A 16,376-nucleotide genomic window follows, 5' to 3' on the forward strand; every position below is an offset into this window, starting at 1 on the left:
CCGAACCATGCCGAAGCGTAACGATCTCAACTCAATCCTCGTCATCGGTTCTGGCCCGATCGTCATTGGTCAGGCCGCCGAATTCGACTACTCGGGTACCCAGGCCCTGCGCGTTCTCAAAGAAGAAGGCGTGCGCGTCATTCTGGTCAACTCCAACCCGGCCACTATTATGACCGACCCCGAGTTTGCCGACGCCACCTACATCGAACCGATTACCCCAGAGGTCATCGAAAAGATTATTGCCAAGGAAAAGCCCGATGCCATTCTGCCCACCCTCGGTGGTCAGACCGCCCTCAACGCGGCTATCACCCTCGATGAGCAGGGCATTCTCGACAAGTACGGCGTAGAGCTCATTGGCGCCAACATCGAAGCTATCAACCTGGGCGAAGACCGCGAGGCCTTCAAGGGCGTCGTTGAGCGTGCCGGTGGCGAATCTGCCCGCTCCGTCATCGTGCACACCATGGAAGAAGCCCTCGAAGCCGCCAAGGAACTGGGCTACCCCATGGTGGTGCGCCCCTCATTTACCATGGGCGGCCTGGGCTCGGGTATGGCCTACAACGAAGAAGACCTGCACCGCATCGCCGGCGCCGGCATCCAGTACAGCCCTACCAGCGAGGTCCTGCTCGAAGAATCCATCCTGGGCTGGAAGGAGTACGAGCTGGAAATGATGCGAGATAAGAACGATAACGTGGTTGTCGTCTGCTCCATCGAAAACTTCGACCCCGTGGGTGTGCACACCGGTGACTCCATCACCGTAGCCCCCGCCCTCACCCTCACTGACCGCGAGTACCAGAAGCTTCGCGACATCGCTATCAACGTGATTCGCGAGGTCGGCGTTGACACCGGCGGCTGTAACATCCAGTTCGCCATCGACCCGGCAACAGGCCGCGTCATCGTCATCGAGATGAACCCCCGCGTGTCCCGCTCGTCCGCCCTGGCGTCTAAGGCAACCGGCTTCCCGGTTGCCAAGATCGCCACCAAGCTCTCCCTCGGCTACACCCTGGACGAGATCCCCAACGACATCACCCAGAAGACCCCGGCCTCCTTCGAACCCACCCTCGACTACGTCGTGGTCAAGGTTCCCCGTTTTGCCTTCGAGAAGTTCCCGGCAGCAGACCCCACCCTGACCACCACCATGAAGTCGGTGGGTGAGGCCATGGCCCTGGGCCGCAACTTCACCGAAGCCCTGCAGAAAGCCATGCGCTCCATGGAGCAGAAGGGCTCAACCTTCCGCTTCGACAACCCCGAACTCGGTGCGGACGAGTTGGCCGCCCTGATTGAGCAGAGCAAGACCGCTACCACCGACCGTATTTTCCAGGTCCAGCTGGCCCTGCTGGCTGGTGCTACCGTCGAGCAGATGTACGAGGCAACCGCCATTGACCCCTGGTTCCTCGACCAGCTAGTGCTCCTCAACGAGGTTGCCGCAGAAATCGCCGCATCTAAGACCCTGGATGAGCGCACCTTGCGCCTGGCCAAGCGTCACGGCTTCTCCGATGCTCAGATCGGTGAGATTCTCGGTATGAGCGAGGCAGTAGTGCGCGGTATCCGCCACGCCCTGAACATCCGCCCCGTCTTCAAGACCGTAGACACCTGCGCCGCCGAGTTTGAGGCCTTCACCCCTTACCACTACTCTTCCTACGACCAGGAGGACGAGGTAGCCCACCACGAGAAGCCCTCAATCATGATTCTGGGCTCCGGCCCCAACCGTATCGGCCAGGGTATCGAGTTTGACTACTCCTGCGTCCACGCCTCCATGGTGCTGCGCGAGGCCGGCTACGAGACCGTCATGGTCAACTGCAACCCCGAGACCGTATCAACCGACTACGACATCTCTACCCGCCTCTACTTCGAGCCCCTCACCCTGGAAGACGTGCTCGAAATCGTTGAGGCTGAGCATCGTACCGGTGGCCTGCTGGGCGTCTTCGTGCAGCTCGGTGGCCAGACCCCGCTCAAGCTAGCCCAGGAACTCAAGGCCGCTGGCATCCCGATTCTGGGCACCTCACCCGAGGCTATCGACCTGGCTGAAGACCGCGGCGAATTCTCCCGCGTACTGGAAGAAGCCGGCCTGATTTCCCCCAAGAACGGCACCGCCTACACCTTCGAGAACGCCAAGAAGATTGCGGACGAAATCGGCTACCCCGTGCTGGTGCGCCCCTCCTACGTTCTGGGCGGACGCGGCATGGAGATTGTCTACTCTGAAGCTCAGCTGGCCCGCTACCTGGAAAACGCTACCGAGGTTTCACCCTCCCAGCCCGCTCTGATCGATAAGTTCCTTGAGGACGCCGTCGAAATCGACGTCGACGCCCTCTTTGACGGTGAAGAGCTTTACCTGGGCGGCGTCATGGAGCACATCGAAGAGGCCGGTATTCACTCGGGCGACTCCGCCTGCACCCTGCCCCCCATCACCCTGGGCCCGGATGTCATCGAGCAGGTCAAGGAGGCAACCTACAAGATTGCCGCCGGCGTGGGCGTACGCGGTCTGATTAACATTCAGTTCGCTGTAGCTTCTGAAATTCTCTACGTGATTGAAGCTAACCCCCGTGCTTCTCGTACCGTCCCCTTTGTTTCGAAGGCAACCGGTGTGCAGATGGCTAAGGCTGCGGCCCTGATTGGTACCGGCAAGACCATTGCAGATCTCAAGGCCGAAGGCTACCTGCCCGCTACCATGGACGGCGCCACCCTGCCCGCCGAAACCGCCATCGCGGTCAAGGAAGCTGTGCTGCCCTTCAGCCGCTTCCGTACCCCCGAAGGTGTAGTGGTTGACTCCCTACTCGGCCCCGAAATGCGCTCAACCGGTGAGGTCATGGGCCTAGACCGCCACTTCGATACCGCCTTCGCTAAGGCTGAAGCATCTGCAGGTTCTAAGCTGCCGACCGAGGGTAAGGTCTTCGTCTCTGTAGCTAACCGTGACAAGCGCAACTCCATCATCTACGTGAAGATGCTGCAGCAGCTGGGCTTCGAGATTGTCTCGACCGGCGGCACCGCAGACGTTCTGCGCCGCAACGGGGTGGAGTCCCTGGTCGTTCCTAAGATTGCAGAAACCAAGGACGGGGAACGCTCCATCGTTGACATGGTGCGCGATGGAGACATAGACCTGATTTTCAACACCCCTTCCGGCGGTCAGGCGCGCGGCGATGGCTATGAGATTCGCGCTGCGGCCACCTCGGTAGGCTGCCCCGTGATGACCACCGTCTCTGAGTTCGGTGCAGCAGTTCAGGGTATTAACGCCCTGCGCGAATACAGCTGGGAGGTCATGAGCCTGCAGGAACACGGCGCCTCCATTGAGGCTGCCCTGAAAGCTCGGGAGGCCTAATGTCACGCGGTTTTGGTGATCGCCTGGCTGCGGCTATGGGGGAGAAGGGCCCCCTCTGCGTGGGCATAGACCCCCACCCCGCCTTGCTCGATGCCTGGGGGCTGCCCGACACCGCGGCGTCCTTAACCACCTTCGCCTCGACCGTGCTTGAGGCTTGCGGCCAGGTAGCCGCAGCCCTCAAGCCCCAGGTGGCGCTCTTTGAGCGCCACGGTTCAGCGGGTCTGGCTGCCCTCGAGCAGCTGCAGCGGGATGCTGCGGACGCCGGTGTTCTAGTTGTTGCCGACGCCAAGCGCGGCGATATCGGCTCGACCATGGCAGCCTATGCGGACGCCTGGCTGGGTGAGACTTCACCGCTGGGTACCGATTCAGTGACCCTGAGCCCCTACCTGGGGTTTGAGTCTTTGCGCCCGGCCCTTGACCTGGCCGACCGCAATGACCGGGGCACCTTCGTGCTCGCGCTGACCTCGAACCCCGAGGGGCAGACCGTGCAGCATGTGGGCGGTACCTCATCTGTTGCCGCATCGATTATCGCCGCGGCCCGGGCTGAGAACGACCAGCGCCAGTGGGAGGCCATAGGCCCCTGCGGTCTGGTGGTAGGCGCAACCGTCGCTGATGCCCTGCAGAAGCTAGAGATTGATCTCTCGACCTTCAACGGGCCCATTCTGGCACCGGGTTTCGGCGCCCAAGGAGCTACGGCACACGACCTCTATACCGTTTTTGCCGGTATCGAGAACCAGGTGCTGGTGAACTCGAGTCGAGGCGTGCTGGCGGCGGGGCCGTCGACTCAAGGGCTACGTCAGGCGGCTGAAAAGGCTCGTGACGAGCTTCTAAATGCCCGGTAGAGTCTAGACCAACAAAAATGGTGGGAGTTTGAAACAAATTCCCACCATTTTTGTTTAAAACAAGGTTACTGACGGGTAACTATCTTCCATAACCGTTTCTGACATGCTATTTTGTAATTGTTGGTTCGCAAATAGATAAGCAACACCCCCCAAGAATGAGCAAAGTTGCTCGGTTGCATGTTTATTCCAACACACCCCACCCCTTTTGCCTTACACGGCATCTCGCACAGAAGGACAAGGATTATGCCTCTTCAGCCCCTCACCGAAGAACAGCGCGCCGACGCTCGCGAAAAGGCCAAGAAGGCCCGTGTTACCCGCGCCGAAATCAAGGACGCCGTTAAGAACAAGCAGATTACTATTGCAGAAGTTCTCAAGCGCGCCGAAACTGACGAAGCAGTCGCTAGACTGAAGGTAACCGACCTGCTCACCTCCCTGCCGGGTGTGGGTGAGGTCCGTACCGAGAACATTTTGAACGAACTGAATATTGCTGCGTCCCGCCGTCTGCGTGGTCTTGGTATCCACCAGCGTAAGGCACTCATCAATCTTCTCGACCGATAAGGGAAACCATGGCTGAACAGACCGCAGCACCTAAACTGACCGTGCTAGCTGGCCCCACTGCCGTTGGCAAGGGAACCGTTTCTGCTTACATTCGTGAGCACTACCCAGAGGTGTGGTTCTCTGTCTCCGCCACCACCCGCGACCCCCGCCCGGGCGAAGAGGACGGCGTGCACTACTACTTCGTCTCAGATGAAGAATTTGAGTCGATGGTAGAGAACCGCAAGATGCTGGAATGGGCCACTGTGCACAACTCCTACAAGTACGGCACGATTCGCTCCATGGTGCAGAAGCAGCTGGACGCCGGCAAGCACGTCCTACTCGAAATCGACCTGCAGGGCGCCCGCCAGGTGCGCAACGCCATGCCCGAAGCGCAGCTCATTTTCTTAGCTCCTCCCAGCTGGGACGAACTGGTATCCCGCCTCATTGGTCGAGGAACTGAGTCCCCGCAGGAGCAGGAGGCCCGCCTCGATACTGCCAAGATTGAGCTGGCTGCTGAGCCTGAGTTCGATTACACCGTCATCAACGAAACCGTGGCAGAAGCGGCGGAAGAAATCGTGCGTCTCATGGGTGCTCACCACAAGTAAGCCAGGGAGTCGCTAGGGCGGCGGTTTAGGGGAATATCACCCCTGCACCGCCGCCCTTTTGCGTGACAAAAAAACGGTTGACCGATAGTATAGGTAGAGTTTTATACCACCGGTAGATTCGGTGGTGAGCAAGCACAGTCAAGATGGAGTCTTACGTGGCAAACGCACACAACGATGAAGGTATCATCAATCCCAGCGCAGACGCTCTGATCCAAAAAGCTGAGTCGAAGTACGGTCTGGTGATTTTTGGTGCTCGCCGTGCTCGCCAGATTAACGCCTACTACTCACAGCTTCACGAGAACCTGTACGATCACGTAGGCCCCCTGGTAGATTCTGAGCCCAACAAGAAGTCGCTCTCTGTGGCTATGCGTGAAATCAACGAAGGCCTGATTGAGGCCCGCCATATCGCCGATGGCCAGTTCGATGAAAACGGCACCCTGCTGCACGAGGATGAGCCCAGCGCTTTCCTGGCCGGTGGCGACTTCTACATCGACGAGCCCTTCGTTGAATACGTCGACGCTGAAGATGCAGATCAGGCCTAATCTGCAGTAGCTCATGCGAGTTGTTATTGGCATTGGAGGGGGCATTGCTGCCTATAAGGCGGCAATGCTCCTTCGTCTTTTCGGTAAGGCCGGGCACGAGGCTATTGCGGTACCCACCGAGGCTGCCCTCAAGTTTGTGGGGCAGCCTACTCTTGAAGCCCTGAGCGGCAACCCGGTGTCGGTGGACGTCTTTGAGCGGGTTCCCGAGGTCAATCACGTGCGGCAGGCTGAGCAGGCTGACGCTGTGATTGTTGCCCCGGCGACAGCTGACCTCATGGCTCGTTTAGCAGCTGGGCGGGCTAACGACCTGCTGACTGCAACCGTGCTGACCACTCATGCCCCAGTTATTTTAGCGCCGGCGATGCACACCCAGATGTGGGAGCACCCGGCTACCCAGGCCAACGTAGCGACCCTGAAGTCCTACGGCTACCACGTCATCGAGCCTGCCGTGGGTCGACTGACCGGCCCCGACTCCGGCGTGGGGCGCCTGCCCGAGCCTGAAGATATCTTTACTCAGGCTCTTGCTCTTTTGGGATGGAATCAGGACGCCGCGGGGGAGGGCCAGCCGGTTGAGGCAGGTGGGCTGCCCCTGGCTGGGCAGCGACTGCTCATTACAGTCGGCGGTACCCGTGAAGCCCTCGACCCGGTGCGCTTCTTGGGCAACCGATCCTCGGGCAAGCAGGGCATTGCCCTTGCTACTGCCGCTACTGAACTTGGCGCACAGGTACACCTCATTGCAGCTCATGTGGAGGTCGAGATACCGGGTAACCTGCACCGGGTCACCCGGGTATCAAGTGCCCTGCAGCTGCGCGAAGCCGTGTTTGAGCACCTGGCAGCCACCGACGTCCTGATTATGACCGCGGCGGTGGCCGACTTCAGGCCGGCAGAGTACGCGGACGCCAAGATTAAAAAGACGGACGACCCCGGCCAAGACCCCGTGATTAGGCTGGTGCGCAACCCCGACGTCCTCAAAGAAGCCGTGCTCTACCGCGAGGAAAACCCGCAGCGAGCACCCCACACCATCGTTGGTTTTGCTGCCGAGACCGGGGATGCCACCACAAGCCCGCTCGACTACGGCCGCGCCAAGCTGGCGCGCAAGGGCTGCGACTACCTGGCGGTGAACACCGTGAGCGAAACCCAGGGATTTGGGGCAGATAGCAACACTATTACCCTGCTCTCGGGCCAGAATGACCGCGAGGTAACCCTCCAGGGCAGCAAGCTCGACGTCTCCCGCGCAATACTTCGTCATATAGCGCAAGAATTCAACAATCATTCACCAAGTAGCCCCACCGGGCCGAGAGAAGTACAGTAAAAACCGTGACTGAAAATAATCATCTTCGTTTATTCACCAGTGAGTCCGTGACCGAGGGCCACCCCGACAAGATTTGTGACCAGATCTCTGACTCAATCCTGGACGCTCTGCTGACCGTTGACCCGCTCTCAAACGTAGCGGTTGAAACCCTGGTCACCACCGGCCAGGTGCACGTAGCGGGTGAGGTGACCACCAACGGTTACGTCGATATCCCCAGTATTGTGCGCAAGACTATCCTCAACATCGGCTACAACTCATCCACCCACGGCTTCGACGGTGAATTCTGTGGCGTGTCTGTATCGATTGGCGAGCAGTCACCAGACATTAACTCGGGTGTTTACAACTCCCTCGAAGCCCGCCAGGGCACCGCAGCCGACGACCTGGACCGTCAGGGTGCAGGCGACCAGGGCATCATGTTCGGTTACGCCACCAACGAGACCGAAGTGCTCATGCCCGCCCCCATTTACGTTGCCCACCGCCTGGCCGAGCAGCTGACCAAGGTACGCAAGGACGGCACCCTGCCCAACCTGCGCCCCGACGGCAAGACCCAGGTCACCCTGGGCTACGACGAGAACTTCAAGCCCGTCATGATTGACACCGTTGTGGTATCGACCCAGCACACCGCAGACTACGATCTCGACCAGCTTGCAGCCGATATTCAGCAGCACGTGATTGAGCCGGTTCTGGCCAGCTTCGACTTTGACTCGTCTCAGGCCAAGTTCATCATCAACCCCGCAGGTCGCTTCGTTCAGGGTGGTCCCGTGGGCGACGCCGGTCTGACCGGCCGCAAGATTATTGTGGATACCTACGGTGGCATGGCCCGCCACGGTGGCGGTGCCTTCTCAGGTAAGGACCCCTCTAAGGTTGACCGTTCTGCCGCCTACGCCATGCGCTGGGTTGCCAAGAACATCGTTGCTGCCGGACTCGCCGACCGCGCCGAGGTTCAGGTCGCCTACGCTATTGGTCAGGCCGCCCCCGTCGGTATCTACGTTGAAACCTTCGGCACCGAAAAGGTCGAAATCTTCAAGATTGAACAGGCTATCCGCGAGGTCTTCGACCTGCGCCCACTGGCCATTATTCGCGACCTAGAGCTGCGCCGTCCTATCTACGCCAAGACCGCCGCTAACGGCCACTTCGGCCGCGAAGAGCGCGAGTTCACCTGGGAACGCACCAACCGCGTGAGCGAACTCAAGGCGGCTGTAGGCCTCTAAGCTAAAATGTCTGTATGACAACGGCACCCACCCCCGAATCCCTGCAACCTGATTTGTTGCAGGGATTCGACATACCCGATGCGCACCTGGTCGGTTCCACTGCAGCCGAGGACGCCGCGGTGACGCTGCCGATTGCCCGCGTGCACATCGACACCCACGTGCCCCACCTCGATAGGCTCTTTGACTACCGAGTGCCAGCGGCCCTTGATGAGGAGGCCCAGCCCGGGGTGCGGGTGCGGGTTAAGTTCGGGGGGAGAGAGGTCACCGGCTGGCTACGGGAGCGGGTAGAACATTCGGACGCCCCCGCCCGACTGGTACCTCTGCACAAGGTCATATCGCCCCTGCCTATTGTTACCCCTGAAATCTTTGAGTTAGCTGATGCCCTAGCGGAGCGTTACGCGGGGCTGGTGCCCGATGTACTCCGCCTGGCTGTACCCCCGCGGGTTGCTAGCGTTGAGAAAGCTTTTTTAGAGGCAGAAGAAACGGCTGAGGTGCTCACTCCAGATTGCCCCGACCTCACCGGCTTCACTGACTACGCCCAGGGGGCAGAGTTCTGTGAGGATCTGCTTGCCGGCCATCAGGCCCGGGCGGTGATGGCTGTGTTGCCCTCCCACCCGGAACGGAGCTGGGAGCAGCTGCTGGCGTCCGCCCTGGTAGCTACCGCCTCCACCGGCAGGGGAGCGCTAGCCGTCGTACCCGACCACAAGAGCTTAGATCGCCTTACTGCTGCCCTTGAAGAGCTAGTAGATACGGACGCCTTCGTTCGGTTGACCGCCAACGACAAGCCCACCCCCCGCTACCGCAGTTATCTGAAAGCCCAAAGCGGGCAGGTGCGTATCGTGATCGGTACTCGTTCAGCCGCCTACGCTCCCGTAGCGAACCTGGGTCTAGTTGCTTGCTGGGACGACGGGGACTCTTCCCTGGTCGAGCAGCGGGCCCCCTACTGCCAGGCCCGGGATGTTCTTCTACTGCGGGCCACCCTCGAAAAAACGGCGGCCCTCTTCATGGGGTATGCGGTCTCTAGTGAGGCTGCCCGCCTGGTCCGCACCCGCTGGGCCAGTTTCCTGGGGGCTGATAGGGCCTTGGTCAGGTCTTTTACTCCCCGGGTCATGCCCACTGGCGATGACTATCAGCTTGCCCGCGACCCCCTGGCTGCAATTGCCCGCATACCCCACCAGGCTTTTGCCGTAGCCAAGGACGCCCTCGCCACGGGACCCGTGCTGATTCAGGTGGCCCGTGCCGGATACATCCCCGCTCTGGCCTGCCAGCGCTGCCGCATGCCCGCCCGCTGCGATAACTGTCGCGGCCCCCTGACTCAGCCCGCCGGGGGAAGTGCCCCCCAGTGCGGCTGGTGCGGCCACCTGGCCCACCACTGGCACTGCCTTGACTGCGGGTATAACCGCTGGCGTACCGGCATCGCTGGTGCCCTGCGAACCGCAGAAGAACTGGGGCGAGCCTTTCCCGGCGTGCCGGTGATAACCTCCAGCGGCGAGAACATCAAAACCAATATCGGCCCAGAACCGGCCCTGGTCATCGCAACCCCCGGCGGCGAACCGGTAGCTGATGGCGGTTATGCGGCCGCCCTGCTACTCGATGCCGACCGGATGCTGCAGTTCGACTCCCTGCGAGCCCCCGAAACCGCCCTTCGGCGCTGGTTGAACGCGGCAGCCTTGGTGCGCTCCTTTGCCGTGGGCGGCCGCGTCGTCACCACGGCCAGCCCTTCCGCAGCTCTTGAAGCCCTGGTGCGCTGGGACCCCATGGGCTTTGCCCTCTGGGAAATGGACGAGCGGGCCGAAATTGGCCTGCCCCCGGCTGTCCGCACCGCCGCCATCACCGGTAGTGAGCGTGCCGTGCAGGTCTTTTTGGAGGCTATTACCCTGCCCGATGAGGCCCGCGTCAACGGCCCCATGCCCCTGGCCGATTCGACCGGCTACTACGAGGGGGACGCCGACAGCGACCTCTACCGCGCCATTATCTTCTTCCCCTACGCAGTGGGAGCCAAACTCACTCACCACCTGCGCTCCATCAAGGCCTCGCTAGCTGCCCTGAAAAAGAGCGAGCCCGTGCAAATACGCTGCGACGGGCTCGATATTCTCTAGGTCTGCTCGTTGACTGGGTAGAGGGCACGTGCCTGGGGCAGCTAGGCTTCTACTGCCGATGAAGGGAAGAAGATAAATCCAGCAGGGTGAGGGCACTCTGTTGCCAGGTATAGCGGGCGGCGTCTGCAAGACCGTTCACAATGCTGGTCTGCTGGATTTGCCGGTCTTCTAGATCACGTACCGCCTGCGCAAAGGCGAAGGGGGAGCTGGTCTCAGCAAAGAGGGCTGAAGGGGCAATTTCCCGGAAAATCGGGATATCCGACAGCACCACGGGGCAGCCCGCCGACTGGGCCTCTACCGCTGGCAACCCGTAGCCTTCTTCCCGCGAGGCGGTCAGCAGGGCGGTGGCGGTGCATAACAGCTGGCGGTAGTCTTCATCGCTGGTTCCCCCGTGGAACACCACGTTTTCGCCGACTAGGGGCTGTAATTCAGCCAGGCGGGCTGGAGCTACCTTGGAGAGTAGGTGCAGACGGTAATCTGGCAGGAACTTCATGGCCTGTAGCAGGGTTTCAATGTTCTTGTAGGGCATGAAAGAGCCCATGTAGATCAGGTCTTTAGTACGCGCCGGGGCCAATTCGAGCGCCTGCTCCTGGGCCACAAAGTCCTTAGCCTGGGGGGCATTGGGTATCACCGTAATGGGGTTGGTGGTCAGCTCGTGCTCCCGCATCAAAGCCGCCGTGGTCTGCGAGACCGTAGCGACGGCGTCCGCCCGGTTCAGCAGGTAGCGCTGGGGCGCGTAGGTGGTGTGGAAGGCCCGCCAGCCCAGCCTCACCGGCAGGGGGAGGAAGCCCGGCGGCGTGGGGTGGGAGTAGTAAATCAAATCGTGCAGGGTCAGGATCAGCTTGAACTGCCTGCCGAGCCCACCCAGCCCGATGGTTTGCATGGGCGAGAAGACCACGTCGGGGGAGTAGCGGTTGAGCTGCAGGGCGGCGGTAGGTTCCAGGGCGGATGTCGGCGCACAGATTTTCACGGACGGCAGGTCGGGCAGCATCTCAAGCTGACGCTGATCGCTAATGACCATGGTGAGCTCCAGACCTTCGGGCAGGCGCGGATCCCCGGCGTCCGCTAGCTCCTTGAGGGCAAAGAGTAAGGACGCGGTGTAGCGGCTAATACCGTCGTGAAAACCGATGCGGGTATAGCGGGCATCAATAAAGAGTTTCATGCTACTTGCCCTCCTCTAGGTTGTGGGAATGAAAGTCAGCAATGAGCGAAGCAGCCCGCAGGGGAGTTTCGTAGTGAATCAGGTGGCCGACCTCGGGAATGATATCGAGCCGCCCCCGCTGGAGTTTACGGGCCATGGCCTGCTGAAGTTCTAGGGTACCCAGGTCGTCCTTTTCTGCCACAATGAGCTGCACCGGCATCGGCAGGGCCGGGGTGAAATCAGCTGCGGTGGAACTGATAGAAGCCCGATAGGCCTCTAGTACTGCCTCACGGGAGGCAAAGGCACCAAAGTAGGCATCGTGCTGGCCGTTGATGAACCGGCGCAGGGCGGGGTCGTGATTCTTCATCATGAACTCACTGCTCAATCTGGTGACCAGGCGGGAGCGCAGCAGGGCAAAACCTAAGGAAGTAGGTAGGGCTGCTCCCGCACCGTAATAGAGCTCAGCCAGGCGGCTCATCACCTTTTGGTCCCCCTCAAGGGCAGGCTGGCAGATGGGGTTAATCAGGGTCAAACGCTCTACCAGTTGGGGGCGAACCAGGGCGGCATAAGAGCTCACGATCGACCCGAAAGAGTGGCCCACCAGGTGCACCGGGATACCCACGGCAGTCTCAATGAAATCAACCAACCAGGCAGCATAGGTGCTCACCGCATGCTCAGCCCCCTCAATCGGGGCAGTCTTACCAAAGCCCGGCAGATCAGGAATATACACGCAAAAATCCTTCAGGCCGGTGGCAATGATTTCAAGGCCGTGGTGATCGCCCCTAAAACCGTGCACCAAAACCAGGGGAGTGGCGTCCGCCTTTCCATACACCCACCAGCGGCTATAGGTGCCGCCAACCCAGCCCTCGAAGCGCGTCCCAGCCGGAACTTGCTGGGGTACCGGCTCAAAAACACCGGCCGAGTGGGGGCTTGCAGACATGGTGACTCCTTCTCTCTACCCCCACCACTGTACCGCCTCACCACCCACTTCTCAGTGGGCAAACTGCCACCGGGCAAAGCAAGCCCAAGCGCGGTACACTAGGAAGCAAACTATTGACAGCTCAGACTCGTGCGCGCCCAAAAAGCGCAAGCACCACTCAACAGACAGGAAACACGGTGACTGCTGAGGTAGAACCCACCGAACAGAACGAAACCACCTGGGACTTCCGCTCCATGGAAGCCAAGTGGCAGCCCTACTGGGAAGAAACCAAGGTTTTTGAACCCACCAACAAAGAAGGCAAGGAAACCCGCTACGTAGCGGACATGTTCCCCTACCCTTCCGGCGACCTCCACATGGGCCACGCCGAAGCCTTCGCCATTGGCGACGTCACCGCCCGCTTCTGGAAGCAAAAGGGCTACGATGTGCTGCACCCCATCGGCTGGGACTCCTTCGGCCTGCCCGCAGAAAACGCAGCCATCAAGAACAACACCCACCCCAAAGAGTGGACCTACAAGAACATCGAGACCCAGGCCGGCTCTTTCAAACGCTATGGCATTATGACCGACTGGTCCCGCCGCCTGCACACCTCTGACCCCGAATACTACAAGTGGACCCAGTGGCTCTTCCAGCAGTTCTACAAGAAGGGCCTGGCCTACCGTAAGTACTCCCAGGTCAACTGGTGCCCCAAGGACCAGACCGTGCTGGCCAACGAGCAGGTTATCAACGGCGAGTGCGAACGCTGCCATACCCCTGTGACCAAGAAGTCGCTGAACCAGTGGTACTTCAAGATCACCGACTACGCCCAGGAACTGCTGGACGACATGAAGGAGCTGGAGGGCCACTGGCCCGACCGCGTGCTGGCTATGCAGCGCAACTGGATCGGCCGCTCCGAGGGTGCCGAGGTCACTTTTGAGGTTGAGACTGCCGGCAACAAGCCCGCCACCACCGTAGACGTCTTCACCACCCGCCCCGATACCCTCTACGGCGCGACCTTCTTCATCGTGGCAGCCGACGCCGATCTGGCCCTCGACCTAGTAACCGACGACCAGCGGGAAGCCCTGGAAGCCTACCGCGAAGAGATCAAGGTTCTGTCGGATATCGATCGCCAGTCCACCGACCGCGAGAAGACCGGCGTCTTCCTGGGCCGTTACGCCATCAACCCCCTGACCGGCGATAAGCTGCCCCTGTGGGCCTCAGATTACGCCCTGGCTGATTACGGCACCGGCGCGCTGATGGCGGTTCCCGCCCACGACCAGCGCGACCTGGATTTCGCCCGCAAGTTCGATATTCCCGTCATCACCGTTCTCGACACCGGTGAGGACGACCCAGCAGAAACCGGCGTCGCTACCACCGGCGATGGTGTGCACATCAACTCCGGCCCGCTGGATGGCCTGAACAAGGCTGACGGCATCTCAAAGGCTATCGAGATTCTTGAAGAGAAGGGAGTGGGCACCGGCAAGGTCAACTTCCGCCTGCGTGACTGGCTGCTGTCCCGCCAGCGCTTCTGGGGCTGCCCCATCCCCGTCATCCACTGTGAAGAGCACGGTGAACAGCTGGTTCCGGAAGAGCAGCTGCCCGTCCTGCTTCCCGATAACCTGGCCGGTGAAGACCTGGCGCCCAAGGGTCAGTCGCCCCTGGCTGCTGCCACCGACTGGAACACCGTTCCCTGCCCCGTCTGCGGAAAGGACGCCAAGCGCGACTCAGACACCATGGACACCTTCGTGGATTCCTCCTGGTACTTCCTGCGCTACGTCTCGCCGAATTACGACCAAGCTATCTTTGACCCCGAGCAGATGAAGAAGTGGAACCAGGTCGACATGTACGTCGGCGGTGTTGAGCACGCCATTCTGCACCTGCTCTACGCCCGCTTCTTCACCAAGGTCATCCGTGACCTGGGCCTAATTGAACACTCTGAACCCTTCAAGGCCCTGATGAACCAGGGCCAGGTGCTCAACCAGGGTAAGGCTATGTCTAAGTCACTGGGTAACGGTGTTGACCTGGGCCAGCAGCTCGATAAGTTCGGCGTCGATGCCGTCCGCACCGTCATGGTCTTCGCCTCCCCGCCTGAGGACGATGTCGACTGGGCCGACGTTTCCCCCGCAGGTATGCAGAAGTTCCTGGCCCGCGCCTGGCGCGTTGCCCAGGACGTCACCAGCGAGGTGGGGGCGGACGGCGCAAGCGGCGATGCTGCCCTGCACAAGCTGGTGCACCGCACCGTCCACGACGTCGATGCCCTGGTAGAGAACGGCAAGTTCAACGTTGCCGTGGCTAAGACCATGGAGCTGGTCAACGCTACCCGCAAGGTTATCGACTCCGGTGCAGGTGCTGCCGACCCGGCCGTCCGCGAGGCTGCTGAAACCATTGCCATTCTGCTCTCCCTCTACGCCCCCTACACTGCTGAGGACACCTGGCATCTGCTCGGCCACGATACCCCGGTGCTGACCGCCGGCTGGCCCGAGGTCGACCCGGCCCAGCTGGTAGACGATACCGTCACCGCAATCGTGCAGGTTAAGGGCAAGGTGAAGGACCGCCTGGAGGTCTCCAAGGATATTTCTGAGGCCGATCTAGAGGCTCTGGCTCTGGAGTCAGAGGCCGTTCAGCGAGCCCTGGGCGACGCAGAGGTGCGCAAGGTCATTGTGCGCGCCCCCAAGCTGGTTAATATCGTGATTTAGTGGGATCCAGATAGATATATCGGGTGCTCCTTCTATAGCGGGGGCACCCGATTTTTTTTCTATCTTTTGAGTGATTGCTATGGACTGAGTCACTCCAAGGGTTTGACGAGGCGGTAGAGTAGTGAGGTGCGTTCTATAGCCCTGGTCACCGATTCATCTGCTGCCCTACCCGCCACTACCCTTGAACAGCTCAAGGCCGAAGGCGGGTTTAGTCTGGTTGAGCTACCGGTCACCGTAGGCGACCGCGCTTTGAATAACCTACCGGCCGATCAGATAGATGCCGCTATCGCTTTAGCTCATGTTCAGGGGGAGCAGGTGCTGACCTCCGGCGTTGCGCCGGGTACCCTGGTGGACGCCTACGAGCAACTGGCAGCCCAGGGCTACTCTGCGATTATTTCGGTTCATTTATCGGGGGAACTATCGGGTACCTGCGATGCGGCCCGTTTAGCGGCGCAACTGGTCGATGTGCCGGTGGTGGTGGTTGACTCGCTCAATCTGGCGATGGGGCTGGGCGAGCCCGTGCTCCGTCTGCACCGCCTCCTTGCCCGAGAGCAGGACTTAGAGCAGGCCACCGCTTTGGCCGAGGAGCTCTGTGCTTCTACCGAGCTCTTTTTCTTTATCCCTACCCTGGACGCTCTTAAACGGGGCGGACGTGTCAGCCCCGCTCTAGCTATGGTGGGCCAGATGTTTCAGATTCGCCCTGTGGCTACCGTGCTCGATGGCAAACTGCACTACGTTGAGCGCCCCCGCACTACAGCTAAGGCGATTGAACGGCTTGCGGCTTTGACCGAACAGGCCAGCGCCGAGCGGGCCGGTGAATTACCCCTGGATGTGCCTCTAAAAGATAGGGAGTCAGCCAACCTGCTCAGACGCCAGGGGCATGTGGTTGCTATCCATTACAGCGGTAATGAAGAGCAGGCGCGGGAGTTTAAACAGACCCTGGGGTCTATCGCCTCTGGGTCCGTGCTAACGCCCTTGCCCCCGGTGCTCTCTGCCCATGCGGGCTTAGGGGCCCTGGCAGCCGTTATTTTCTAGAGTTATGTTCAAGATGGTGCAGAGACCCTGTGGATAGGGGCCTGGGTCGCGTCATCTTGTGACTTGGGTGCACCACCTTCGAGGTTTCTGGGGCTAGTTTCCGCAGGCTGGTGGGAGAGGCTTTATC

At 60.6% G+C, this 16,376-nt stretch carries 12 protein-coding genes; 10 read left to right on the forward strand and 2 right to left on the reverse strand.

Annotated features, from left to right (window positions below; all coding sequences use genetic code 11):
* Positions 1–7: 7 nt before the first annotated feature.
* From carB to QM007_RS05850, 8 genes are all read left to right on the forward strand, one after another.
* A complete protein-coding gene (carB, locus tag QM007_RS05815) occupies positions 8–3,313 on the forward strand; it encodes a carbamoyl-phosphate synthase large subunit (RefSeq protein ID WP_283489097.1) in 3,306 nt (1,101 codons plus the stop codon).
* On the forward strand, positions 3,313–4,155 hold the full coding sequence (gene pyrF, locus QM007_RS05820; RefSeq protein WP_283489099.1) for an orotidine-5'-phosphate decarboxylase: 843 nt from the start codon (positions 3,313–3,315) through the stop codon (positions 4,153–4,155). The genes carB and pyrF overlap by 1 nt, the downstream gene beginning before the upstream one ends.
* Before the next feature lie 243 nt (positions 4,156–4,398).
* The gene (mihF, locus tag QM007_RS05825; RefSeq protein ID WP_283489101.1) at positions 4,399–4,713 is read left to right on the forward strand and encodes an integration host factor, actinobacterial type; all 315 of its coding nucleotides are present in this window, start codon (positions 4,399–4,401) and stop codon (positions 4,711–4,713) included.
* A gap of 8 nt (positions 4,714–4,721) precedes the next feature.
* A complete protein-coding gene (gene gmk, locus QM007_RS05830) occupies positions 4,722–5,297 on the forward strand; it encodes a guanylate kinase (RefSeq protein WP_283489103.1) in 576 nt (191 codons plus the stop codon).
* Positions 5,298–5,452: 155 nt separating this feature from the next.
* Positions 5,453–5,839, forward strand: coding sequence for a DNA-directed RNA polymerase subunit omega (gene rpoZ / locus QM007_RS05835; RefSeq protein WP_283489105.1), 387 nt, complete (start codon positions 5,453–5,455; stop codon positions 5,837–5,839).
* Positions 5,840–5,852: 13 nt separating this feature from the next.
* Positions 5,853–7,151, forward strand: a complete 1,299-nt coding sequence (gene coaBC / locus QM007_RS05840) for a bifunctional phosphopantothenoylcysteine decarboxylase/phosphopantothenate--cysteine ligase CoaBC (RefSeq protein ID WP_283489106.1) — start codon at positions 5,853–5,855, stop codon at positions 7,149–7,151.
* 5 nt (positions 7,152–7,156) lie between these two features.
* The gene (metK, locus tag QM007_RS05845; protein WP_185172881.1) at positions 7,157–8,362 is read left to right on the forward strand and encodes a methionine adenosyltransferase; all 1,206 of its coding nucleotides are present in this window, start codon (positions 7,157–7,159) and stop codon (positions 8,360–8,362) included.
* Between the two features lie 14 nt (positions 8,363–8,376).
* Positions 8,377–10,461 (forward strand): primosomal protein N', encoded by a 2,085-nt coding sequence (locus QM007_RS05850; RefSeq protein ID WP_283489107.1) that lies wholly within the window; start codon positions 8,377–8,379, stop codon positions 10,459–10,461.
* 49 nt (positions 10,462–10,510) lie between these two features.
* On the opposite strand, the gene QM007_RS05855 is transcribed toward QM007_RS05850, so the two are convergent.
* Together QM007_RS05855 and QM007_RS05860 are read right to left on the reverse strand one after the other, a co-directional pair.
* The gene (locus QM007_RS05855; protein WP_283489108.1) at positions 10,511–11,623 is read right to left on the reverse strand and encodes a glycosyltransferase family 4 protein; all 1,113 of its coding nucleotides are present in this window, start codon (positions 11,621–11,623) and stop codon (positions 10,511–10,513) included.
* 1 nt (position 11,624) lies between these two features.
* Complete coding sequence (locus QM007_RS05860) at positions 11,625–12,542, reverse strand: alpha/beta fold hydrolase (protein ID WP_283489109.1); 918 nt, start codon at positions 12,540–12,542, stop codon at positions 11,625–11,627.
* 176 nt (positions 12,543–12,718) lie between these two features.
* Between QM007_RS05860 and leuS the strand changes: the two genes are divergently transcribed.
* Both leuS and QM007_RS05870 read left to right on the forward strand, forming a co-directional pair.
* Positions 12,719–15,214 carry a leucine--tRNA ligase gene (leuS, locus tag QM007_RS05865; protein WP_502949047.1) on the forward strand — a complete coding sequence of 832 codons (2,496 nt, stop codon included), beginning with the start codon at positions 12,719–12,721 and terminating at the stop codon, positions 15,212–15,214.
* Positions 15,215–15,340: 126 nt separating this feature from the next.
* Complete coding sequence (locus QM007_RS05870) at positions 15,341–16,249, forward strand: DegV family protein (RefSeq protein ID WP_283489110.1); 909 nt, start codon at positions 15,341–15,343, stop codon at positions 16,247–16,249.
* The last annotated feature ends 127 nt before the right edge of the window (positions 16,250–16,376 follow it).

The sequence above is a fragment of the Rothia sp. SD9660Na genome, assembly GCF_030064065.1.
GTDB lineage: Bacteria > Actinomycetota > Actinomycetes > Actinomycetales > Micrococcaceae > Rothia.